General features: G+C 70.9%; 21 protein-coding genes and 1 pseudogene. 14 read left to right on the top strand and 8 right to left on the bottom strand.

Going from position 1 to position 23,557, the window contains the following annotated elements; all coding sequences use genetic code 11:
• The first annotated feature begins 28 nt into the window (after positions 1 to 28).
• The 8 genes from OCU_RS42245 to OCU_RS42210 all read left to right on the top strand — a co-directional run bounded on the left by OCU_RS42245 (position 29) and on the right by OCU_RS42210 (position 8,086).
• On the top strand, positions 29 to 613 hold the full coding sequence (locus tag OCU_RS42245; RefSeq protein ID WP_008258773.1) for a DUF1707 SHOCT-like domain-containing protein: 585 nt from the start codon (positions 29 to 31) through the stop codon (positions 611 to 613).
• Positions 614 to 644: 31 nt separating this feature from the next.
• Positions 645 to 1,502, top strand: a complete 858-nt coding sequence (gene map, locus OCU_RS42240; protein ID WP_009952674.1) for a type I methionyl aminopeptidase — start codon at positions 645 to 647, stop codon at positions 1,500 to 1,502.
• Positions 1,503 to 1,527: 25 nt separating this feature from the next.
• A complete protein-coding gene (locus tag OCU_RS42235) occupies positions 1,528 to 3,048 on the top strand; it encodes a cobyric acid synthase (RefSeq protein WP_014380677.1) in 1,521 nt (506 codons plus the stop codon).
• A 153-nt stretch (positions 3,049 to 3,201) separates the two neighbouring features.
• Positions 3,202 to 3,753, top strand: a complete 552-nt coding sequence (locus OCU_RS42230) for an alpha/beta hydrolase (protein WP_008258770.1) — start codon at positions 3,202 to 3,204, stop codon at positions 3,751 to 3,753.
• A 20-nt stretch (positions 3,754 to 3,773) separates the two neighbouring features.
• Positions 3,774 to 5,159, top strand: coding sequence for a glutamine synthetase family protein (locus OCU_RS42225; RefSeq protein WP_014380675.1), 1,386 nt, complete (start codon positions 3,774 to 3,776; stop codon positions 5,157 to 5,159).
• Entirely contained in the window at positions 5,140 to 5,937 is a 798-nt protein-coding gene (locus tag OCU_RS42220) for a gamma-glutamyl-gamma-aminobutyrate hydrolase family protein (RefSeq protein WP_225325552.1), read from the top strand. Before OCU_RS42225 ends, OCU_RS42220 begins: the two co-directional genes overlap by 20 nt.
• Before the next feature lies 1 nt (position 5,938).
• Positions 5,939 to 7,303 carry an aldehyde dehydrogenase family protein gene (locus OCU_RS42215; RefSeq protein WP_014380673.1) on the top strand — a complete coding sequence of 455 codons (1,365 nt, stop codon included), beginning with the start codon at positions 5,939 to 5,941 and terminating at the stop codon, positions 7,301 to 7,303.
• A 3-nt stretch (positions 7,304 to 7,306) separates the two neighbouring features.
• Positions 7,307 to 8,086, top strand: a complete 780-nt coding sequence (locus OCU_RS42210; RefSeq protein WP_014380672.1) for a 3-oxoacyl-ACP reductase — start codon at positions 7,307 to 7,309, stop codon at positions 8,084 to 8,086.
• Here the strand turns inward: OCU_RS42210 and OCU_RS42205 are convergent.
• The 8 genes and pseudogenes from OCU_RS42205 to OCU_RS42170 form a co-directional block, all read right to left on the bottom strand.
• Positions 8,058 to 9,017, bottom strand: a complete 960-nt coding sequence (locus tag OCU_RS42205; protein ID WP_014380671.1) for a PPE family protein — start codon at positions 9,015 to 9,017, stop codon at positions 8,058 to 8,060. The genes OCU_RS42210 and OCU_RS42205 overlap by 29 nt on opposite strands.
• Before the next feature lie 117 nt (positions 9,018 to 9,134).
• Positions 9,135 to 9,596, bottom strand: a complete 462-nt coding sequence (locus OCU_RS42200; protein WP_014380670.1) for a hypothetical protein — start codon at positions 9,594 to 9,596, stop codon at positions 9,135 to 9,137.
• Between the two features lie 82 nt (positions 9,597 to 9,678).
• Positions 9,679 to 10,803, bottom strand: coding sequence for an alkaline phosphatase family protein (locus OCU_RS42195; protein WP_014380669.1), 1,125 nt, complete (start codon positions 10,801 to 10,803; stop codon positions 9,679 to 9,681).
• A gap of 47 nt (positions 10,804 to 10,850) precedes the next feature.
• Positions 10,851 to 11,717 (bottom strand): annotated as a pseudogene (locus OCU_RS42190) (Kae1-like domain-containing protein); the annotation flags it as partial.
• Between the two features lie 24 nt (positions 11,718 to 11,741).
• The gene (locus OCU_RS42185; protein WP_009955396.1) at positions 11,742 to 12,239 is read right to left on the bottom strand and encodes a hydrogenase maturation protease; all 498 of its coding nucleotides are present in this window, start codon (positions 12,237 to 12,239) and stop codon (positions 11,742 to 11,744) included.
• A gap of 398 nt (positions 12,240 to 12,637) precedes the next feature.
• Positions 12,638 to 13,777 carry a Nickel transporter NicT gene (gene nicT / locus OCU_RS42180; protein WP_014380667.1) on the bottom strand — a complete coding sequence of 380 codons (1,140 nt, stop codon included), beginning with the start codon at positions 13,775 to 13,777 and terminating at the stop codon, positions 12,638 to 12,640.
• Between the two features lie 143 nt (positions 13,778 to 13,920).
• Positions 13,921 to 15,300 (bottom strand): mycothione reductase, encoded by a 1,380-nt coding sequence (gene mtr / locus OCU_RS42175; protein ID WP_008258759.1) that lies wholly within the window; start codon positions 15,298 to 15,300, stop codon positions 13,921 to 13,923.
• 4 nt (positions 15,301 to 15,304) lie between these two features.
• On the bottom strand, positions 15,305 to 16,318 hold the full coding sequence (locus OCU_RS42170) for an alpha/beta hydrolase (protein ID WP_009955392.1): 1,014 nt from the start codon (positions 16,316 to 16,318) through the stop codon (positions 15,305 to 15,307).
• Between the two features lie 166 nt (positions 16,319 to 16,484).
• On the opposite strand from OCU_RS42170, the gene mqo reads away from it, so the two are divergent.
• The 6 genes from mqo to cobA all read left to right on the top strand — a co-directional run bounded on the left by mqo (position 16,485) and on the right by cobA (position 23,530).
• Positions 16,485 to 17,918, top strand: a complete 1,434-nt coding sequence (mqo, locus tag OCU_RS42165; RefSeq protein WP_044059242.1) for a malate dehydrogenase (quinone) — start codon at positions 16,485 to 16,487, stop codon at positions 17,916 to 17,918.
• Positions 17,911 to 18,381, top strand: coding sequence for a GNAT family N-acetyltransferase (locus OCU_RS42160; RefSeq protein ID WP_008258755.1), 471 nt, complete (start codon positions 17,911 to 17,913; stop codon positions 18,379 to 18,381). Before mqo ends, OCU_RS42160 begins: the two co-directional genes overlap by 8 nt.
• Entirely contained in the window at positions 18,378 to 20,219 is a 1,842-nt protein-coding gene (locus OCU_RS42155; protein ID WP_014380664.1) for a magnesium chelatase subunit D family protein, read from the top strand. The genes OCU_RS42160 and OCU_RS42155 overlap by 4 nt, the downstream gene beginning before the upstream one ends.
• A 15-nt stretch (positions 20,220 to 20,234) precedes the next feature.
• Positions 20,235 to 20,849, top strand: coding sequence for a cob(I)yrinic acid a,c-diamide adenosyltransferase (cobO, locus tag OCU_RS42150; RefSeq protein WP_009956278.1), 615 nt, complete (start codon positions 20,235 to 20,237; stop codon positions 20,847 to 20,849).
• A gap of 11 nt (positions 20,850 to 20,860) precedes the next feature.
• Positions 20,861 to 22,243 carry a cobyrinate a,c-diamide synthase gene (locus OCU_RS42145; RefSeq protein ID WP_014380663.1) on the top strand — a complete coding sequence of 461 codons (1,383 nt, stop codon included), beginning with the start codon at positions 20,861 to 20,863 and terminating at the stop codon, positions 22,241 to 22,243.
• Positions 22,244 to 22,324: 81 nt separating this feature from the next.
• Entirely contained in the window at positions 22,325 to 23,530 is a 1,206-nt protein-coding gene (cobA, locus tag OCU_RS42140) for a uroporphyrinogen-III C-methyltransferase (protein ID WP_009953420.1), read from the top strand.
• Positions 23,531 to 23,557: the final 27 nt, after the last annotated feature.

Raw genomic sequence — 23,557 nt, 5'->3', positions numbered from 1 at the left:
TCGGCCGCGGCGGCGGTAAATTGCGAGCATGACCGATACCGGCGGCGACATGGTGGCGTTGCGCGTCTCCGACGCCGACCGCAACGGCACGATGCGGCGACTGCACAACGCGGTCGCGCTCGGGCTGATCGACATCGACGAGTTCGAGCAGCGCTCCTCGCAGGTGTCCTACGCGCGCACGCGCGGGGAGCTGGACCATCTGGTCGGCGACCTGCCGGGACCGGGCGCCATCGTCACCTCGGCGGCCGACCGGGTGGAACTGCGCGGCTGGGCGGGCTCGCTGAAGCGGCACGGCGAATGGACGGTGCCCACCCGCCTGGCGCTGGTGCGCCGGCTGGGCTCGGTGGAACTCGACCTCACCAAGGCCCGGTTCGCCGGGCCGGTGGTGGTCGTCGAACTGGACATGCGGTTCGGCTCCGTCGAGATTCGATTGCCCGACGGCGCCAGCGCGTCGATCGACGACGTCGAGGTCTACGTGGGCAGCGCCAGCGATCGCCGCAAAGACCCGCCTGGTGAGGGCAGGCCGCACGTCGTGCTGACCGGGCGAGTGGTGTGCGGTTCGGTGATCATCCGGGGCCCGCGCCGCTCGCTGCTGCGCCGCCAGCGAGTCTGATCGCCGGGGGGACCCCGGTTAAGCTGGTCGCATGCCCGCTCGCACCGCGCTTTCCCCCGGAGAGTTGTCCCCGACTCTGCCGGTGCCCGGCAGCGTCCCGCGCCCCGAGTACGCCTGGAAGCCGACGGTCCACGAGGGCAGCGAGCCGTGGGTGCAGACGCCCGAGGTGATCGAGAAGATGCGGGTCGCCGGCCAGATCGCGGCGCGCGCACTGGTGGAGGCGGGCAAGGCGGTCGCGCCCGGGGTCACCACCGACGAACTCGACCGGATCGCCCACGAATACATGGTCGACCACGGCGCCTATCCCTCGACGCTGGGCTACAAGGGCTTCCCGAAGTCGTGCTGTACGTCGCTCAACGAGGTCATCTGCCACGGCATCCCCGACTCGACGGTGATCGAGGACGGTGACATCGTCAACATCGACGTCACCGCCTACATCGACGGCGTGCACGGCGACACCAATGCCACCTTCCTGGCCGGCGACGTCGCCGAAGAACACCGGCTGCTGGTGGAGCGGACCCGGGAGGCGACGATGCGCGCCATCAACGCCGTCAAGCCCGGGCGTGCCCTGTCGGTTGTCGGCCGCGTCATCGAGTCGTACGCTAACCGGTTCGGCTACAACGTCGTTCGCGACTTCACCGGGCACGGCATCGGCACCACGTTCCACAACGGGCTGGTCGTCCTGCACTACGACCAGCCCTCGGTGTCGACCGTCATGCAGCCGGGCATGACGTTCACCATCGAACCGATGATCAACCTCGGCGGCCTGGACTACGAGATCTGGGACGACGGCTGGACGGTGGTCACCAAGGACCGCAAGTGGACCGCGCAGTTCGAGCACACCCTGCTGGTCACCGACACCGGCGTCGAAATCCTCACGCTGCCATGAGGGCCCCACTGCTCGCCGCGCACGGGTGAGCGGGGCGCTGCTGGTCGCCGGCACCAGCTCCGACGCCGGCAAATCGGTGGTGGTGGCCGCCCTGTGCCGGTTGCTGGCCCGCCGCGGAACCCGGGTCGCCCCGTTCAAGGCGCAGAACATGTCCAACAACTCCGTGGTCACCGTCGAAGGCGGCGAAATCGGTCGCGCCCAGGCGATTCAGGCCCGCGCGGCCGGCCTGGAGCCCAGCGTGCGGTTCAACCCGGTGCTGCTCAAGCCGGGCAGCGACCGCACCTCGCAGCTCGTGATCAAGGGCCGGGTCACCGACTCGGTCAGCGCGAAAAGCTATGTCCAACACCGCGATCGGCTCGCCTCCGTCGTGCTCGACGAATTGGCATGCCTGCGAGATGAATTCGACGCGGTCATCTGCGAGGGCGCCGGATCGCCCGCCGAAATCAACCTGCGCGCCACCGATTTGGCCAACATGGGGCTGGCCCGGGCCGCCGGCCTGCCGGTGGTCCTGGTCGGCGACATCGACCGCGGCGGCCTGCTCGCGCACCTGTTCGGCACCGTCGCGGTGCTCGAGCCCGACGACCAGGCGCTGATCTCCGGTTTCATCGTCAACAAGTTCCGGGGCGATCCCGCGCTGCTCGAGCCGGGATTGCGCCAGCTGCAGGCCATGACGGGGCGGCCCACCTACGGGGTGCTGCCGTACGCCGAGGAGCTGTGGCTCGATGCCGAGGACTCGCTGTCAGTGGTCGCGCACCGCGTCATCGGCACGCCCGCCCCGCCGCGCGGCGACGAGTGGCTGCGGGTGGCCGCGGTCCGGCTGCCCCGGATCTCCAACTCCACCGACGTCGAGGCGCTGGCCTGCGAACCGGGCGTGGTGGTGCGCTGGGTCGCCGACCCCGCCGGCGCGGCCGACGCCGACCTGATCGTCGTCCCGGGCAGCAAGGCCACCGTCGCCGACCTGTCCTGGTTGCGCGAGCGCGGCCTGGCCGAGGCGATCGTGTCGCACGCGCGGGCCGGCAAACCGGTGCTGGGGATCTGCGGGGGATTTCAGATGCTGTGCCGTCGTATCGATGACGCGGTGGAGTCCGGGGCCGGCGAGGTGCCGGGGCTGGGATTGCTCGACGCCGACATCGCCTTCGATCCGGCCAAGGCCCTGCGCCGCTGGCGGTGTGGGATCGACGGTCCGTTGGGCGGATACGAGATCCATCACGGGCGGATCGCGCGCTGCGCCGAGCAAACCTGGTTCGACGCCGGCACCGATCCGCAACCGCAAGGTGTGGTGCGCGGCGCGATCTTTGGGACGCATTGGCACGGCGTGCTCGACAACGACGACTTCCGGCGCGCCTGGCTCACCCGGGTCGCCGACGCGGCGGGCCGGGGCGGCTTCGTGGTCGACGACGACACCAACGTCGCCGCGCGGCGCGACGCCCAGCTCGATCTCGCCGCCGATCTGCTGGCCGCCCATCTCGACGTCGACGCCGTCCTCGGGCTGCTGCACGGCCCGCCGCCGGCGCGTCCGCATCTGGCAAGTCTGTTGCGCCCGTAAGGTATTCGCCGACGTCGCGATGTGAACGCCGCCGTTGACGACGCGGCCGGCGGGCCGTCATCGAGTGCCGGTGGAAACTGTGTCCCTGTATCACATGCCGCAGAATCATCGCGCGCGCATGCCGTTTGGCTGTAGCGTGCTTGGGTGTCCTCGATGATGACCACCCTGGAGGGGTTCCCGGTCCCGGTCGTTGTGGCCGGACCGGAGACGGGCGTCGTCGTCGTCATATTGGGCGACGAGGAACGCGCCCCCGCCGCGTATGACGCGGTCTGCGAGCGCCTGCACACCGCATCGCTGCGGACGGTCGTAATCGGCTTCGACCCGCGGCTGACCCCCAAGTCGGTGATCGGCATTCTCGACGCGCTGGGAATCGGTTGGGCCGTCGTCATGGGCGACCGCGCCGGTGGCGACCTCGCGTGGGAACTGACGGCGACCCGGCTGGGCCGGTTCGTCGGGCTGGTGGTGATCGACCGCGGGCATCCGCGCGCCGGCGATCGCGACGGCGCCATCCGCGACGGGCACTGCCCACCGGTGGAGATTGGCACCACCGTGTTGGTCAGCTCGCCGGCCGCCCGGTCGGTGGCCCAGGCCAGCCAGCAGTACGTCTACGCCGACTACCGGGTGGTGCATCTGGGACGGCGCACCGTGCAGGAGTCGACGGCGCAACTGGCCGCCGAGATCATTTTGCGCACCAGCACCTGGTAGCGCCTGGTTGACTAACGGTCATGGCCTCCGACGATGACGCCGTGACCGACCCGATGCTCTCGCTGAGTGCCCTGCGGCAGCTGGTGGCCGCCGGCGCGGTGGACACGGTCATCGTGGCGTTCGCCGACATGCAGGGACGCCTGGTCGGCAAGCGGGTGGCCGCGCAACTGTTCGTCGACGAGGTGGCCACCCGGGGCGCCGAGTGCTGCGACTATCTGCTGGCGGTCGACGTCGACATGAACACCGTCGATGGCTACGCGATGTCGAGCTGGGACACCGGATACGGCGACACCGTGCTGACGCCCGATCTGTCCACCCTGCGGCGCATTCCCTGGCTGCCCGGCACGGCCCTGGTGATCGCCGATGTGGGCTGGGCCGACGGCAGCCCGGTCGCCGTGTCACCGCGGGCCATCCTGCGCCGCCAGCTCGATCGGCTGGCCCGGCGCGGGTGGAGCGCCGACGCCGCGACCGAGCTGGAATTCATGGTGTTCGACGAGACCTATCGCCAGGCGTGGGCCGGCGGATACCGCGGCCTGACCCCGGCCAGCGACTACAACATCGACTACGCGATCGCGGCGTCGTCGCGCATGGAGCCGCTGCTGCGCGACATCCGCAACGGAATGACCGGCGCGGGCCTGCAATTCGAGGCCGTCAAAGGCGAATGCAACAGGGGACAGCAGGAGATCGGTTACCGTTACGCCGAGGCGCTGGTCACCTGCGACAACCACGTCATCTACAAGAACGGGGCCAAGGAGATCGCCGATCAGCACGGCAAGAGCCTGACGTTCATGGCGAAATACGATGAGCGAGAAGGCAACAGCTGCCACATACACCTCTCGCTGCGCGACCCGCAGGGCGGCGCGGTGTTCGCCGACCCCGCCCGTCCGCACGGCATGTCGTCGACGTTCTGCAGCTTTGTGGCCGGGCTGCTGGCAACCCTGCGCGAATTCACCATGTTCTATGCGCCGAACATCAACTCCTACAAGCGATTCGCCGACGGCAGCTTCGCGCCCACCGCGGTGGCCTGGGGGCTGGACAACCGCACCTGCGCGCTGCGGGTGGTCGGCCACGGGCCCAACACCCGGGTCGAGTGCCGGGTGCCCGGCGGCGACGTCAACCCGTATCTGGCGGTGGCGGCGATCGTCGCCGGCGGGCTGTACGGTGTCGAACGGGGCCTCGAGCCACCGGAGCCCTACGCGGGGAACGCCTATCACGCCCCCGGGGTCGAGCGGCTGCCCGCCACCCTGGCCGAGGCGGCCTCGGCCTTCGAGCGCTCGGCGCTCGCGCGCGAGGTGTTCGGCGACGACGTGGTCGCCCACTACCTGAACAACGCCCGCGTGGAACTGGCGGCGTTCAACGCCGCGGTCACCGACTGGGAAAGGACGCGTGGTTTTGAACGGCTCTGAGCTGGATGGTGGCGACCCGCTGCGCCCGGCTGCGCCGCGCTTGCGATCGCCACGCAAGTCCGTGCGCCCGGTCGTGGGCCTGACCACGTACCTCGAGCGGGTGCAGACCGGGATCTGGGACATCCCCGCCGGATACCTGCCGACCGACTACTTCGAGGGCGTCATCCAGGCCGGCGGGATCGCCGTCCTGCTGCCCCCGCAACCGGCGGACGCCGAGGTCGTCGGCGCGGTGCTCGACGGCGTGCACGCGCTGGTGATCACCGGCGGTTACGACCTCGACCCCGCCAGCTACGGCCAGCAACCGCATCCCACGACCGACGAACCCCGCACCGACCGCGACGCCTGGGAGTTCGCGCTGTTGCGCGCCGCGCTGGACCGGGGGCTGCCGGTGCTCGGGATCTGCCGCGGCGCACAGGTGCTCAACGTCGCGCTCGGCGGCACGCTGCACCAGCACCTGCCCGACGTGCTCGGGCACTGCGGGCACCGCGCCGGCGACGGGGTGTTCACCCGGGTGCCGGTGCGCACCGTCGCCGGCACCCGGGCGGCCGCGCTGGTGGGGGAGACCGTCGACGCGCCGTGCTATCACCACCAGGCCATCGACCGGGTCGGGGACGGGCTGGTGGTCAGCGCGACCGATCCCGACGGCGTCGTCGAGGCGCTGGAGCTCCCCGGGGACCGGTTTGTGCTTGGCGTGCAATGGCATCCGGAGCAGTCCCTGGAGGATCTGCGGTTGTTCGCCGCGATCGTGGACGCGGCCCGGGCGTATGCGGGGCGCTGACGTGGGCGCGACGCAACTGATCAACCCGGCGACCGAGGAGGTGCTGCGCTCGGTCGAGCACGCCGACGCGGCGGCCGTCGACGACGCGGTGGGCCGCGCGCGGGCGGCGCAGCGGCGGTGGGCGCGGCTATCCCCGGCCGAACGAGCCTCCGGCCTACGGGCTTTCGCCGCCGCCGTCGACGCCCATCGCGACGAGCTCGCGGCCCTCGAGGTCGCGAACTCGGGTCATCCCATCGGGTCGGCCGAGTGGGAGGCCGGCCACGTCCGCGACGTGCTGACCTACTACTCCGCCAGCCCGGAACGGTTGTCCGGCAAGCAAATTCCGGTGTCCGGCGGGCTGGACGTCACGTTCAACGAACCGCTAGGCGTGGTCGGTGTGATCGCCCCGTGGAACTTCCCGATGCCCATCGCCTGCTGGGGGTTCGCGCCGGCGCTGGCGGCGGGTAACGCCGTACTGGTCAAGCCCGCCGAGGCGACGCCGCTGACCACGATCCGCCTCGGTGAGCTGGCGGCCGACGCCGGCCTGGACCCAGACCTGCTCCAGGTGCTGCCGGGACCGGGCCCGGTGGTGGGGGAGCGGTTCGTCACGCACCCCGACATCGCCAAGATCGTGTTCACCGGCTCCACCGAGGTCGGCAAAAGGGTGCTGGCCGGGGCGGCGGCCCGCGTCAAGCGGGTGACCCTGGAGCTGGGCGGCAAGAGCGCCAACATCGTGTTCGCCGACTGCGATCTGGAGCGGGCGGCCGCGACCGCGCCGGCCGGGGTGTTCGACAACGCCGGGCAGGACTGCTGCGCCCGCAGCCGGATCCTGGTGCAGCGCAGCGTCTACGACCGCTTCATGGAGCTGCTCGAACCCGCCGTCAAAGGTGTCGTCGTCGGGGACCCCGCGTCCCGGGGCACCGAAATGGGCCCGCTGGTGTCGGCCGCGCACCGCGCCAGGGTGGCGTCCTACGTGCCCGACGGCGCCCCCGTCGCGTTTCGCGGCACCGCGCCGAGCGGGCGCGGATTCTGGTTCCCGCCAACGGTTCTCACCCCGCGGCGCACCGACCGCACCGTCACCGAAGAGATCTTCGGCCCGGTGGTCACGGTGCTGGCCTTCGATGACGAGCAGGACGCCGTCACGCTGGCCAACGACACCGCCTACGGCCTGTCCGGATCGATCTGGACGAACGACCTGTCCCGCGCCCTGCGGGTGTCCCGCGCGGTGGAAGCCGGGAACCTGTCGGTGAATTCGCACTCGTCGGTGCGGTACAACACCCCGTTCGGCGGTTTCAAGCAGTCGGGCCTGGGCCGCGAGCTGGGCCCGGACGCGCCGCTGGGATTCACCGAGACCAAGAACGTTTTCATCGCGATCGGAGAGGACTAGGCGGTGGCGGTCGATCTCACCCAACGGTTGGCGGGCCGGGTCGCCGTCGTCACCGGCGCCGGCGGCGGCATCGGGCTGGCCTCGGCGCGGCGGATGCGCGCCGAGGGCGCCACCATCGTGGTCGCCGACGTCGACCACGACGCGGGCGCCGCCGCGGCCGACGAGCTGTCCGGCCTGTTCGTGCCCACCGACGTCGCCGACGAGGACGCGGTCAACGCGCTGTTCGATACCGCGGCGCAGGCCTACGGCCGCGTCGACATCGCGTTCAACAACGCCGGCATCTCACCCCCCGACGACGACGTCATCGAGAACACCGAGCTGCCCGCCTGGCAACGCGTCCAGGACGTCAACCTGAAGTCGGTGTACCTGTGCTGCCGGGCGGCGTTGCGGCACATGGTTCCCGCGCGGCGCGGCTCGATCATCAACACCGCGTCGTTCGTCGCCGTCCTGGGGTCGGCGACGTCGCAGATCTCCTACACCGCGTCCAAGGGCGGGGTGCTGGCCATGTCGCGGGAGCTGGGGGTGCAGTTCGCCCGGCAGGGCATCCGGGTGAACGCGCTGTGCCCCGGGCCGGTCAACACCCCACTGCTGCAAGAGCTTTTCGCCAAGGACCCCGAACGGGCCGCGCGCCGGCTGGTGCACGTGCCGGTGGGCCGCTTCGCCGACCCCGGCGAAATCGCCGCGGCCGTCGCGTTTTTGGCGAGCGACGACGCGTCGTTCATCACGGCGTCGACGTTCCTGGTCGACGGCGGCATCAGCTCGGCCTACGTGACTCCGCTCTAACGGTGGCACCCACCGGCCCCGACCACGCGGGCGCCTTCGCCCGCCGGTCCCCGCCCAGGCCTTGCGCGGCGGACGCGGCCGTCGTCCAGCTGGGCGGCACCGACAGCGCGCCCAGCGACACCCCGCGGCCCACGCGCGCGTTCACCCCGTCGACGGCGGCCGGCCTGGGGAACAGTGTGCGCAGCGCCGCCGCCTTGTTCATCGAATTCAGGTGGCCGATCGCGAAATCCGACGGCGCGGTCAGCGAATTCAGCTTCGACAGCGACGGTGTCACCGAGGAAAGGGACGCCTCGAACGTGGTGCGCGATGCCGACGACAGGTGCTCGAGCGCGCCGGGAATGGCCGACATCACGCGGCGGCCGGCCGATATGACGTCGGGCGCCGCCTTCAACGGCCAGCTGTCTGCGCGCGCACCGGCGTCGGAAGGCGGAGGGGTGAACGGGGCCAACGTCGCCGCGCCGGCGGCGGCGTCGGCGTAGGCGTACATGGCGCCGGCGTTGCGCGCCCACATGGCGTCGTAGTCGGTGTCGACGTCCGCGATCGCCGCGCTGTGCTGGCCCAGCCAGTTCGCCGACACCAGTGCCGTGCGGCGCGCGCGGTTGCCCGCGATCGCCGGTGGGGGCACCGTCGCCGCGAACGCCGCCTCGTGCGCCCCGGCCGCCGCGCCCAGCTGCACGGCCGCCTCCTGGCTCCGTGCGGCGTTGGCGTCCAGCCAGTCGACGTAGCGGGCGGCCTCGCGCAGCGCCGAGGGCGCCGGGCCCTCCCATTGCGCCGCCAGCTTCGCGGTCACCGCCCGGTAGTCGGCCGCCGCGGTGCAGAGCCGCGCGGCAAGCTTGTCCCACGCCGCGGCGGCCGCGACCATCGATCCCGCACCGGGACCCGAATACATCAGCGCGGAGTTGATCTCCGGGGGCAGCGTCGCGAAATCCATTACAGCCTCCGCCGGGGGCGGGCGGTGTGGTTGATGCTCGAAAACATTGGGGGCGTCCTTCACGAGATAGACACGGGAGATATGAGCCCTGTCGCGCGAATGCGCGGCGTGCGGCGATCAGACGCGGGCGATGCAGAGCCGGGTCAACGTATCTCGGTCGGTGGCAATGATTGCGGGAGAACGGGATTGGGCGTGGTCGGGCGCCGCCCGCACCGGGCCGAACGTCGTCGGCGCCGGTGACAGGGCCACTTGCGCTGACGAACGGTTCCAGGTTTGGGGCCGTTCCTTCGTCATCCACATGCTGTGGAACGGCTTCTTGTTGGTGTTGTCCGCCGGTGCCGGCGACTCCCACGCGGCCGGCGCCGGGCGGCCGACGGCGGAGTGGAGGCCCCGGGGGAGCGCATGCGCGCCGACCCCGGCGGCCGGGCCGGACCAGGCGGCAGGCTCGGGCAGGCTGGACGCGGCGAACTGAGGCCGCAGCGACGAACCGGCTATCAGGGCGATGAACACACCCAGGGCTGCGACGATCGCGGTGGCGGGCCGCCACCGCCGAGTCTGACCGCCAACCCGGAACAACACAGTGCGCCGAATGTACAACGCGAATCGTGGTAAACCGGTCGGAACGAGCTGTGAAGTCGGTCCGAATCCACGGTCGGTGCAGCTAGGGGCGGAAAACGATGAGCGGGATCGCCATCTCGGCCGGGCTGGCTCCGCCGTGGAAACCGATCAGGCGCGAGGCTTCCGGCGGCTCGTGCGCGCTGGCCAGCACCGCCGTGTCGCCCGAGCAGACCACCACCACGTCGCCCAGCCGCTCCAGGTGCGGCGCGGCGACCGGCCCGAACATCCCGGTGCCCACCGCCTGCTCGCGGCTGTACACGGTCGCCCGGCCGCCGAGCACCTCGGCCCACGCGGCCCGCACGTCGGGCGCGGCGCCCGGCTCGGTGTGCAGGTAGCGGACCCGGGGCTCGCCGGCGACCACCCGGACGCCCCGGGCCAGCCGGGCGTCGGCGTCGAGGTCGATGCGGGCCTCCGGCGGGACGTTGAGGCCGCCGTGGTCGGCGGTCACCAGCAGCGCCGCGTTCGGCGGCAGCGCCTCGAGCAGGCGCGAAAGCAGCGTGTCGACGCTCGCCGCGGCCGCGTGCCACTGCTCGGAGCCGACGCCGAAGACATGGGCCGCGGTGTCGAGTTCGGCGGTGTAGCCGTAGACCAGTCCGGGCGCCGAGCGCAGGTCGTCGACCACCAGCTGGGCGTAGTCGTCGGCGGGGCCGGCCGGGCGGAATTCCGCGCCGCGGTACGCGGCCTCGGTCAGCCCACTGCCGAGGAACAGCGCCGGCAGCACCGCGCGGGCGCTGACGCCGGCCTCTTTGAGCCGCTGAAACCAGGTCGGCACCGGCTGCCAGACGGCCGGCGAGGGATCGTCGCGCCACCGGACGTGGTTGAGCACGGTCTCGGTGCCCGGCACCCGCAGGGTGAAGCCCAGAACCCCGTGCTCGCCGGGCGCCGCACCGGTGCCCAGGGACACCAGGCTGGTCGGCGTGGTCGACGGGAAGGTGCACTCCAGCCGGGTCAGCCGGCCGGTGGCGCCCCCCAGCACGGAGGCCAGCAGCGGCGCGCCGCCCGCCAGCTGCGGAAGCAGGTGCCAGCCCAGCCCGTCCACCAGCACGACGAGCACCCGGTCGATCCGATCGGAGCCGGCCCGCTCCGTCACCGCCAGGGTGTCGACCGCGCCCGGAACGCCGAGCAGGGCGGCCGCGGCGGGCAGCACGTCACGCAGGGAACCGGGCACCGGGCCAGTCTGACGTCGAAGCTAGACGCGCGCCAGTCGCCGGTCGGTCACCGCGTGGCCCCCTCCCGCGCCGTCAGCACCGAGACCACGGCCTGTCCCGGCGACGGTCCGCCGCCGTTCGGCGGCACGGTGCGGTGGGTGAGGACCTCGAAACCGTTGCGCTGCAATAAGTCACGGCAAGCGCGCGTCAGCAGAACGTTCTGGAACACCCCGCCGGTGAGCCCCACCAGCCGGGTGTCGCCGGCCACCCGCGCCACCACGTCGGCGACCGCGTCCGCGACCGCGAGGTGGAACGTCGCGGCCAGCACCGCGCGCGGCGTCCCGGCGTACAGCGCCGCGACCATCGTCTGCACCATCGGTACCGGATCGATCACCCCGTTGGGGCGCACCGCCAGCGGCAACGACGGCCGGGGCCGCCCGGGATCGCAGCCCGCCGACTCCGCCAGCGCCTCGAGCTCGACCGCGGCTTGCCCCTCGTAGTCGATGCGATGCCGCACGCCGAGCAGGGAAGCGACCGCGTCGAACAGCCGTCCCATGCTCGAGCACGGCACACAGCCCGTCCCGGTCTCCAGTTGCGAACGGACCAGGCGCAGTGCGTCATCGGTCGCGGCGGCGACGGGCGCCAGATCCGGGGTCCAATCGATGTCGGCCGTCCATAACTGGGACAGCGCCATCCGCCACGGTTCGCGCACCGCCGCATCGCCGCCGGGCATCGGCACCGGCCGCAGGTGGCCGACCCGGACGAACTGCCGGCTCCGGGCGCCCAGCGCCAAAATCTCTCCGCCCCAGATCGTTTCGTCACCGCCGTTACCGGTGCCGTCGAAGCAGACCCCGACGATGGGTTCGCCGATGCGCCCGCGCTCGGCCAGCAGCGACACCACGTCGGCGCGGTGGTGCTGAACGAGATCCAGCGGCCCCCCTGGTGCCGGGCACATGGTTCAGTACCCGTCTTCGGCCGCGGGTAGTGCCGCCCCGTGCAACGCCGCGACGATCTCTTCGACCGCCCGCGCCGCCCGGGGGACGGCCTTGGCGACCGGTTCGGTCAGCCCGATGCCTTCCTGGACGCTGCCGGCCTCGCACCCGACGACGACGGTGTAGGGCGGACGGCCGCCCAGCGCCCGCAGGCTGGCGAAGACGGCGGCGGGGTCCATGCTGTGGCCGTCCAGACCGCTTGTCCGCGAGGGTGTTTCGTGATCGGCCTGGAAGACGTGCAGCGTGCCGGGATGGCCGCGGCTGGGTACGGCGTCGACGAGGACCAGCGTGTCCCACTCCTCGAGCAGGTCATAGGCCAGGTGCATCCCCCTGATTCCGTAGTCGATGACCTGGACCATCGGATCATCTTGCGGCAGTTCGGCATTGCGGACCACTTCGGAGCCGAATCCGTCATCCCCCAGGAAGCTGTTGCCGATCCCGGCTACCAAGATGCGGGCTGTCATGCCGGCACCGCAGTCCGCCGGCTTTGATCGTCCGCCTCGCGCCACTGCGCCGCCCGTGCTGAAGTTCCCGTCGGCTGCACCGGGCGATCCGCCATGGCCGTCACCCCCCGACCGTGTCGACGGTGCGTTCCGTGATACCCCTCGAACTTCGAATCACGGTGCCGTGCACACGCGACGCGGCGCCCGAGACCTTGCCGCGCAGAACACGGGTCAACGGTGGTGCTGTCTGGACTGCCGCTTCCGTTGGCATGCTGCAGCTTTCCGGAGCCGGGCCGGGGCTCCTGCACCGCCGGAGTCGAACGTCGGCCCACTTGCGCGGCGCTGTTTTTTGGGTCTACTCCCGCTGCCGAGCGTTGTCAACGCTTCGCGCGCCTCGCACGCCCGCGCCCGGTGAGCCGCTAGGTCGCGGATTCGGCCCCCAGGTCGGTGGGGCCCCACTTTTCCTCGATGCGGCCGTAGCGCCAGACGAGCAGGGCCACCGCCCAGGTGACGACGAACATGCCGACGACGACGTAGCCGACCGCGTTGAGGTCCAGCCCGCCGATCCAGGTCCAGAAGGCGCCCCGCCAACCGAATTGGTCGGCGAACAGGACGAGCAGTTCGACGCTCCCGATCAGCAGGGCGACGGCCACCGACAGCGCGGTGATGGTGATGTTGTAGTAGATCTTGCGCACCGGATTGGAAAACGCCCAGCCGTAGGCGAAGTTCATGAACGAACCGTCGATGGTGTCCAGCAGGCACATGCCCGCGGCGAACAGCACCGGCAGGCAGATGATGGCGTACCACGGCAGCCCGGCGGCGGCGCTGGTGCCGGCGAGCACCAGAAGTGCGATCTCGGTGGCGGTGTCGAAGCCCAGCCCGAACAACAACCCGATCGGGTAGCAGTGCCACGACTTGGTGATCGACTTGGTGAGCCGGCCGAGCACCCGGTTCATCAGTCCGCGGCTCTGCAATTGCCGCTCCAGCTCGGCCCCGTCGGTCTCGGGGTCGAATTCGCCGCGGCGCAACCGCGCGAACACGCGCAGGATGCCGGCCAGGACGATGAGGTTGAGAAGGGCGATCGCATACAGGAAGACGCCGGAGACGCTGGTGCCGATCAACCCGGTGTAGTGGTGCAGCGTCGAGGAGTCGTCCTCGACCGGCCCGACGACCGTTTTCACCCCGCCCGCCAGCAACAGCGCCAACGCGAACACCACGGTGGAGTGGCCCAGCGAAAAGAAGAAGCCGACGGCCAGCGGGCGCTGCCCGTCGTTCATCAGCTTGCGGGTGGTGTTGTCGATGGCGGCGATGTGGTCGGCGTCAAAGGCGTGCCGCATACCCAGCGTATAGGCCGTCAATCCGATCCCGACACCAAAAGCTTTGCCGCCCAAGCTGTATTGGGCCGGTGCCACCAAGAACACCAGGGTGAGCCAGCCGAGCAGGTGCAGCGCGACGATGGACGCGAGCATCGCGGCCAGCCGCCACCACTCCGCTGTGGTCAGGGCGCCGAGAAGTCTGGTCACCCGTGACGGCCGCCGGTCGATCTCGGTGCTGGCCACTGGGGTCCTTCCGGCGCGTCCTTGCGGTATCGGGCTGAGAACAACCGGCCACGACTGTAAGTTCCCCGCCGCGCCGGATGCAAGTGAAGCGCGGATTCTTGGCCCTCGACACTGAACCGCTCACGCCCGAGCCGCCGCCGAGGTCAGTGCAGACCCAGTAGCGCGTTCTCCACCACCTCGGCCAGGGCCGGATGAATCCAGTATTGCCCGCGGGCCGTCTGCAGGGCGGTCAGCCCGAAGCTCATCGCCTGGATCAACGGCTGGATGATCGACGAGGCCTGATCACCCATGATGTGCGCACCCAGCAGGCGGCCGGTGCCGCGCTCGGCGACGAGCTTGACGATCCCGGTGGTGTCCTCGGCCGCCCAGCCGTAGGCGACGTCGCCATAATTCTGGATCTTCACCGAAATCTTGAAACCCTGTGCGATGGCCTGGTTTTCGGTCAGCCCGACGGAGGCGATCTGGGGATCGGTGAACACCGCCGCGGGCACGTAGCGGTGGTCGGTGGCGGCCAGGGCTTCGGTGTCGTCCCAGTCGCACAGCAGGTTGTGCTGCACGACGCGCGCCTCGTGGTTGGCGACGTGCTTGAGCTGATACGACGAGGAGACGTCGCCGAGCGCGAAAACGCCACGCGCCGTGGTCCGCTGGTACTCGTCGACGACCACCAGGCCGTCGGTGACGGTGACGCCGGCCTGCTCGGCGTCGAGCAGATCGCCGTTGGGCACGCGGCCGGTCGCCACCAGCAGCGCGTCGGCGTTCACGGTGCGACCGTCGTCGAGTTGCACCGCGACGCCCGAACCCTGGTTTTCGGCACCCACGACGTTGCGGTGGGTGTGCAGCTCCCACTTGCTGGCCGCGATGCGGGTGAAGCGTTCGCCGACGACGTCGTCGAGGTGCCGCAGCAATGTGGAGCCCCGGACCACCAGGGTGACCCGCGAGCCCAGGGAGGAGAAAGTGTGGGCGAATTCGGCTGCGACGAAACCGCCGCCGACGATCACCAAATGCTCGGGCAGTTCAGGGATTCGCATGATCGTGTCGCTGGTGTGGTACGTCGCGCCGCACTCGAGGATCGCGGGCGGGACCACGGCGCGCGCCCCAGCCGCGATCACCACCTGATCGGCCGTGAACTCGTCGCCGGCGTCGGTGCGCAACAGGTAGCGCCCATCGGGTTGGACCGCGCCGAACCGGGTGTGCTGTTTGTACACATCGATATTGGGCGCGGCGTTGCGATAGTCCTCGCCGCTGACCCCGATCGGGTCGATGCGCCCGAACACGCGCGAGACGATGTCGTCCCAGCGCACCCGCTCGATGCGGGCGTCGATGCCGTAGCGCGCCGCCTCCCGGATGCTCTGGGCGACCTCGGCGGCGTAGACGAACATCTTGGTCGGGATGCACCCGACGTTCAGGCACGTGCCCCCGAACGTGCCCTGTTCGCAGATGGCCACCCGTTTGTCGGCGAAGCGTTCATCGAGAATGCTGTTGCCCGAACCGGTTCCGATGATCGCGACGTCGTAGGTCTCCACACCGTCACCCCCTTCCGAACGACGCCGGGGCGTCGCTGTTGTTGGTGGGCAGGTACTCGTCCAGCCAGAGATCCAGTTCCCGATAGGCGACGTCGCGCGGGCCCTCCAACGACAAGAACACATCGTGCTTGGCATCGACCACCGGGACGATGGTGCTGCGGTTTCCGACACAGCCTGCCCACCTGGCGATCTGGGTGACGTCGAGAACGGCGTCGCCGCACCGCATGGGCTCCGGGTCCGCGGTTTCGCGCACGCTGTGGTCCGAGCGCAGGATCAGATTCGGCACGCCGACGTCGAGGCCGCGGTGCAGCCGGGCCTGGCCGCGGCGGACGGCGTGCAGCCAACCGAAGGTGATCGGGAAGCCACCCACGGGTTTCCACTGCAGGTTGTAGTCGAATTGCCCGCCATAGTCGCGGTGCAACGTGGTGCCGTAGCCGCCCTCACCCGGCGACCTGGCCACGCCCTTGGACCGCACCCGCGACAGACCCCCGAGCAGCGCCACGGTCGCCGAATGCCGCAGGATGGCCGGGCCGGGCAGATCCAAAAACGGGCTGTTGAGCACCAACCCGCCGATGTCGGCGTGCGCGTCCGGGTTGCGGCGGCGCAACCGATCCAGCCACAACGACACGATGAGCCCGCCCGCGGAATGCCCGTACACCAGCACGTCGCGGGCCTGCGCGCGCACGACGTCCAGGGCGTGCTCGAGTTCGGTGTCGTAGTTGGCGAGGTCGGTGACGAAGTGCGGCGTCTGGCCGTCGCGCCGCGACCGGCCGCACTTGTGAAGGTCCAGCGCGTAGAAGGCGAAGCCGCGCGCGGCGAAATGGTCGGCCAGCTCGGTGTGGAAGAAGTAATCGGTGTAGCCGTGCACCGCCAGCACCGCGCGCCCGGCCGGGCCCGCCTGTGCCGGCCCGCGCCGGATCAGGGTCGCGACGATGTCGCTCTCACCGGCGGGATCGCGGCCGAGCGCGATGGTGCGCTGCCAATATCCGGGGAGGACATCGGGCACCCAGCCAGTCACGAGGCAAGCTTAGCTTTTGCTGGGCACGGGGAGCCGCACGTCGTTCGCGCCCACTTTGCCTCGGGATAACCTGGGGATCGGCCCAGTCGAGGGAAGGACCAGCAAGCCGGTGTCATCGCTAGCCACAACCGCGCGGACGGACGTCGTGCTGGTGGGCGCGGGCATCATGAGCGCGACGCTGGGCGCGTTGCTGCGCCGGCTGCAGCCGGAGTGGTCGCTGACCTTCGTCGAACGCCTCGACGCCGTCGCCGCGGAAAGCAGCAGCCCCTGGAACAACGCCGGCACGGGGCATTCGGCGCTGTGCGAGCTGAACTACACCCCGCAGCGCACCGACGGCTCGATCGACATCAGCAAAGCGGTGCGCGTCAACGAGCAGTTTCAGGTGACCCGCCAGTTCTGGGCTCACGCCGTGGAGAACGGCATCCTGACCGATCGGAGCTTTTTGACCCGGATCCCGCACGCGAGCTTCGTGCGCGGGGCGCAGCGCGTGGACTATCTGCGGCGGCGCCGTGACGCGCTGGCGGCCAACCCGCTGTTCGCCGGCATCGAATTGATCGAGGACCCGGGCGAGTTCGCCCGCCGGCTGCCGTTGATGGCCGCCCATCGCGACTTCTCCACGCCGACCGCACTCAACTGGGCCGCCCACGGCACCGACGTCGACTTCGGTGCGCTGTCGCGCCAATTGGTCGGATTCTGTGTGCGGGGCGGCGCGACGGCCCTGTTCGGGCACGAGGTCCGCAACCTGACCCGCGGGTCCGACGGCGGCTGGACGGTGTCGATCCGCAATCGCCGCACCGGCCAAAAGCGCCGCTGTCACGCCAAATTCGTCTTCGTCGGGGCCGGCGGCGACGCGCTGCCCCTGCTGCAGAAGTCCGGCATCAGCGAGGTCAGGGGTTTCGCCGGATTCCCGATCGGTGGCCGGTTCCTGCGCGCCGACAAGCCGGCGCTCACCGCCGCGCATCGGGCCAAGGTGTACGGGGCGCCCGCGCCCGGCGCACCGCCCCTGGGGGCGCTGCATCTGGACCTGCGCTACGTCAACGGCAAGCCGTGGCTGGTGTTCGGCCCGTACGCCGGCTGGTCACCGAAGTTCTTGAAACACGGGCACTTCACCGACCTGCCCCGCTCGGTGAAGCCGCACAACCTGGCCTCCCTGCTCGGGGTCGGCGCCACCCAGCTGACGCTGCTTCGGTACCTGCTCGGCCAATTGCGGCTCTCCGAGCCGGACCGGCTGCGCATGCTGCGCGAATTCGCGCCCACCGCAGCGGGTTCCGACTGGGAGTTGACCGTGGCCGGTCAGCGCGTGCAGGTGATCCGGCGCGACAGGCGAAAGGGCGGGGTGCTCGACTTCGACACCACGGTGGTGGGGGCCGCCGACGGAAGCATCGCGGGTCTGCTCGGCGGCTCGCCCGGGGCGTCGACCGCGGTGCCGATCATGCTCGACGTGTTGCAGCGGTGCTTTGCCAACCGTTTTCAGTCGTGGTTGCCCGCGCTCAAGGAGATGGTTCCCTCTTTGGGGGCGTCGCTGTCGGACGAGCCGGCGCTCTACGACGAGGTCTTTTCGTGGGGAACGAAGGTACTGGGGTTGGATGTCAATGACTGAAGCACTGCGGCGTATCTGGGCCAAAGACCTTGATGCCCAGACACTTTACGAGCTGCTCAAGTTGAGGGTGGAGGTGTTCGTCGTCGAACAGGCGATCCCGTATCCCGAACTGGACGGCCGTGACCTCCTCGCCGAAACCCGGCACTTCTGGCTGGAGACGGCCGACGGCGAGGTGATCTGTACGCTGCGGCTGATGGAGGAGCACGCCGGAGGCGAGAAGGCGTTCCGCATCGGGCGCCTGTGCACCAAGCGCAGCGCCCGTGGCCAGGGCCACACCACCCGGCTGCTGCGCGCGGCCCTGGCTGAGGTGGGTGACTACCCGTGCCGGATCAACGCGCAGACCTATCTGGCCGACATGTACGCGCAGCACGGATTCGTGCGCGACGGCGACGATTTCGTCGACGACGGCGTCCCGCACGTGCCCATGCTGCGGCCGGGCTCCGGTCTGGCGGCCAAGCCGTGAGGCCCTACCCGTTCAGCGCCATCGTCGGGCACGACCAGCTGCGTCTCGCCCTGCTGTTGTGCGCCGTGCGCCCTGAGATCGGGGGCGCCCTCATCCGCGGCGAGAAGGGCACCGCCAAGTCGACGGCCGTGCGCGGCCTGGCGGCGCTGCTGTGCGCGGCGACCGGCAGCGATTCCGGCCTGGTCGAAATGCCGCTCGGGGCAACCGAAGACAGGGTCATCGGCTCGCTGGATCTGCAGCGGGTGCTGCGCGACGGCGAGCACGCTTTTTCCCCGGGCCTGTTGGCCCGCGCGCACGGCGGGGTGCTCTACGTCGACGAGGTCAACCTGCTGCACGATCATCTCGTCGACGTGCTGCTCGACGCCGCGGCGATGGGGCGGGTGCACATCGAACGCGACGGCATCTCGCATTCGCATGAGGCGCGGTTCGTGTTGATCGGCACCATGAATCCCGAAGAGGGCGAACTGCGTCCGCAGCTGTTGGACCGCTTCGGGCTCACCGTCGACGTGCACGCCTCACGCGACGTCGACGTGCGGGTGCAGGTCATCCGGCAGCGAATGGCGTATGAGGCCGACCCGGACGGCTTCGCGGAGCGATACGCCGCCGCCGACGCCGAGCTGGCCCGGCGCATCGCCGCGGCCCGCGCGCTCGTCGACGATGTGGCGTTGCCCGACAACGAGTTACGGCGCATCGCGGCGCTGTGCGCGGCGTTCGATGTCGACGGCATGCGCGCGGACCTGGTGGTGGCCCGCACCGCCGTCGCCCACGCCGCCTGGCGCGGGGCGCCCGCCGTCGAGGAACAGGACATCCGGGTCGCCGCCGAGCTGGCGCTGCCGCACCGGCGCCGCCGCGACCCCTTCGACGATCCGGGGATCGACCGCGACCAGCTGGACGAAGCCCTGGCGCAGGCCGGCTCCGAGCCGGACCCCGAGCCCGACCCGCCCGGCGGCGGTCAAACGCCGGACACCGAACAGGCTGGGCCACAACGGGACTCGGGGGACAGCACCACGGCGAAGCCGCCGAAGTCCAAGCCCAGCGCGCCTCCGTCGAAAACCTTCCGCACCCGCGCGCTGCGCGTCCCCGGGGTGGGGGAGGGCGCGCCCGGGCGGCGGTCGCGGGCGCGCAACGCCGGCGGCAGCGTCATCGCCGCCACCGACGGGGACGACACCAGTTGCGGCGGGCACGGACTGCACGTGTTCGCCACGCTGCTCTCGGCCGCCGAGCGCGCCGGGGCCGGGCCGCTGCGGCCCGGGCCCGACGACGTGCGCCGCGCCGTGCGCGAGGGACGCGAGGGCAACCTGGTGATCTTCGTGGTGGACGCCTCCGGTTCGATGGCCGCCCGCGACCGGATGGCGGCGGTCAGCGGCGCCACGCTGTCGCTGCTGCGCGACGCCTACCAGCGCCGCGACAAGGTCGCCGTGATCACCTTCCGGCACCAGCAGGCGCAATTGTTGCTACCGCCGACCTCCTCGGCCCACATCGCCGGGCGGCGACTGGCCCGCTTCGACACCGGCGGCAAGACGCCGCTCGCCGAAGGCCTGCTGGCCGCGCGCGAGCTGATCGTCCGGGAGAAGGCGCGCGACCGGGCCCGCCGCGCCCTGGTGGTGGTGCTCACCGACGGCCGGGCCACCGCAGGACCGGATCCGTTGGGCCGCACCCGATCCGCGGCGGCCCGGCTGGTGGCCGAAGGCGCGGCCGCGGTGGTCGTGGATTGCGAGACGTCGTTCGTGCGGCTGGGCCTGGCCGAGCAGCTGGCCCGCCAACTCGGCGCACCCGCCGTTCGGCTGGAGCAGCTGCACGCCGATTCATTGACGCGTGCGGTACGCGACGTGGCGTGAGAAAGGTAACCCGTTATGCCGCAAGGAGTTCCAGTCCAGGTTCCCGATGACGGCCTGACCACCCGGGCGCGACGTCACACGCCGGTGCTGGCGGTGCACACCGGCGCCGGCAAGGGGAAGTCGACGGCGGCGTTCGGAATGGCGTTGCGAGCCTGGAACGCCGGGCTTTCCGTCGCGGTGTTCCAATTCGTCAAGAGCGCGAAGTGGAAGGTCGGCGAGGAGGCGGCGTTCGCCGCGCTCGGCGACGTGCACGAACAACACGGCGCCGGCGCGCCGGTCGAATGGCACAAGATGGGTGCGGGCTGGTCCTGGACGCGCAAGGCGGGCAGCGACACCGATCACGCGGCGGCCGCGGCCGACGGCTGGGCCGAAATCGCGCGCCGGCTGGCCGACCAGCGCCACGACTTCTACGTGCTCGACGAGTTCACCTATCCGCTGAAGTGGGGCTGGGTGGACGTCCACGAGGTGGTCGAGGTGCTCGCGGCGCGGCCCGGCCACCAGCACGTCGTCATCACCGGACGCGACGCCCCGCGGCCGCTGATCGATGCGGCCGACCTGGTCACCGAGATGACCAAGCTCAAGCATCCGATGGACGCCGGGCGCAAGGGGCAGAAGGGCATCGAGTGGTGATTGTTCCCGCCATGGTCATCGCCGCACCCTCGTCCGGCAGCGGAAAGACCACCGTGGCAACGGGTTTGATCGGCGCTTTGCGCCGGGCGGGTCACACCGTCGCGCCGTTCAAGGTGGGCCCGGACTTCATCGATCCCGGCTATCACGGCCTGGCCGCAGGCCGGCCGGGCCGCAACCTCGACCCGGTGCTGGTCGGGGAGGGCCTCATTGGCCCGCTGTACGCGCACGGCGCCGCCGGCGCGGACATCGCGGTGATCGAGGGCGTGATGGGGCTGTTCGACGGCCGGATCGGGCCGTCCGCCGCCAGCCCCGCCGCCGGATCGACCGCCCACGTCGCCCGCCTGCTGGGCGCACCCGTCGTGCTGGTCATCGACGCGCGCGGTCAAAGCCAGAGCATCGCCGCGCTGCTGCACGGCTTTTCGACGTTCGACACCGCCACGCGGGTCACCGGCGTGATCCTGAACCGGGTCGGCTCGACCCGCCACGAGCAGGTGTTGCGGCAGGCCTGCGAGCAGGCCGGTGTCCCGGTGCTGGGGGCCATCCCGCGGGCGGCCGAATTGGAGCTTCCCACAAGGTATCTGGGGCTCGTCACCGCCGTGGAGTACGGCCGCCGGGCCCGGCAGGCGGTCGACGCGATGACCGCGTTGGTCGCCGCCCACGTCGACCTGGCGTCGGTGATCGCGGTCGCGCGGGCCCCGGCGGCCGGGGAGCCGTGGGATCCGGCGGCGGCGGTGGGGGAGTCGGCGCGGCGGCGCGCCACCGTGGCCGTGGCGGCCGGGAAGGCCTTCAGCTTCGGCTATGCCGAGCACCCGGAGCTGCTGGCGGCCGCCGGCGCGGACGTCGTCGCATTCGATCCGCTCAGCGACGCGTTGCCCGACGGCAGCGATGCGGTGTTGCTGCCCGGCGGCTTTCCCGAACAGTTCACCGCCGAGCTGTCCGCCAACGAGGTCGTGCGCCGGCAGATCAAGGAGCTGGCCGCCGCCGGGGCGCCCGTGCACGCCGAGTGCGCCGGGCTGATCTACCTGGCCGCCGAACTCGACGGCCACCCGATGTGCGGCGTGCTGGCCGGACGGGCCCGGTTCACCCCGCAGCTGACGCTGGCCTACCGCGACGCCGTCGCCGTGGCCGATTCCCCGCTGTACACTGCGGGCCAGCGGGCCGTCGGGCACGAATTCCACCGCACCGCAGTCACATTCAGCGACAGCTACCAGCCGGCATGGATGTACCGGGCCCCCGACGCCGACGACGCCGACGATGCCGGCGCGGCCGTGCGCGACGGCGTCGTGCACGCCGGCGTGCACGCGTCGTATCTGCACACCCACCCGGCCGCCGCGCCGGAGGCGGTGGCGCGCTTCGTCGCCCACGCGGCCCGGCGAGCGGGTTCGCGGACGTAACGTCACGGCGAAAAATCCGGCCGAACTTCGCCGCGGCGTTACGCGCGCGATGCCAAGGCCACGAACCACTAAGCTTGCCGGGTGACTGAGAGCGCCTACCTCGTAGGGCTGCGGCTGACCGGTAAGAAGGTCGTCGTCGTGGGCGGCGGCACCGTCGCCCAGCGCCGGCTGCCGTTGCTCATCGCCAGCGGCGCCGACGTCCACGTCATCTCCCGCAGCGCCACCCGGTCGGTCGAGGCCATGACCGGAATCACCCTGGCACTGCGCGAATACCGCGACGGCGACCTCGACGGCGCCTGGTACGCGATCGCGGCCACCGACGACCCGCGCGTCAACGAGGCCGTGGTCGCCGAGGCCGAAAGCCGCCAGATCTTCTGCGTCCGGGCGGACATCGCCGTCGAGGGAACCGCGGTGACGCCAGCGTCTTTCAGCTATGCGGGGCTGTCCGTCGGCGTCCTGGCCGGCGGCGAGCACCGGCGTTCGGCGGCGATCCGCTCGGCCATCCGGGAGGCGCTGCAGACCGGGGTCATCACCCCCGAGGGCCCGGTGGGCTCCGATGCCGTCAAGGGCGGCGTGGCGCTGATCGGGGGCGGTCCCGGCGACCCCGAACTGATCACCGTGCGCGGGCGCCGGCTGCTCGCCCAGGCCGACGTCGTGGTCGCCGACCGCCTCGCGCCGCCGGAACTGCTCGCCGAACTGCCCCCACACGTGGAAGTCATCGACGCCGCCAAGATCCCGTACGGGCGGGCGATGGCCCAGGACGCCATCAACGACGTGATGATCGAACGCGCCCGGGCCGGAAGCTTCGTGGTGCGCCTCAAAGGGGGGGACCCCTTCGTCTTCGCCCGCGGCTACGAGGAGGTGCTCGCGTGCGCCGAGGCCGGGATCCCGGTCACCGTGGTGCCGGGTGTGACAAGCGCCATAGGGGTGCCCGCACTGGCGGGTGTCCCCGTCACCCATCGGGCGATCAACCACGAGTTCGTGGTGGTCAGCGGCCATCTCCCACCCGGGCATCCCGAATCGTTAGTGAATTGGGATGCGCTGGCCGCGATGTCCGGCACGATTGTTTTGCTGATGGCCGTCGAACGCATCGAACTTTTCGCCGAAGCCCTTTTGGCAGGCGGTCGACCAGCGGATACGCCCGTGCTTGTCGTTCAGCACGGAACGACGGCCGCTCAACACACTTTGCGGGCCACCCTCGCCGACACGCCCGAAAAGATTCGCGCCGAGGGGATCCGACCTCCCGCGATCATCGTGATCGGCGCCGTGGCGGCTTTCGGGGTTTAAACGCTTCTTAAGATTACTGTAAGGTAA

Source organism: Mycobacterium intracellulare ATCC 13950, from assembly GCF_000277125.1.
Lineage (GTDB): Bacteria > Actinomycetota > Actinomycetes > Mycobacteriales > Mycobacteriaceae > Mycobacterium > Mycobacterium intracellulare.
Note: the sequence above shows the minus strand (reverse complement) of the source record. Positions and strands in the feature narration are given on the sequence as shown.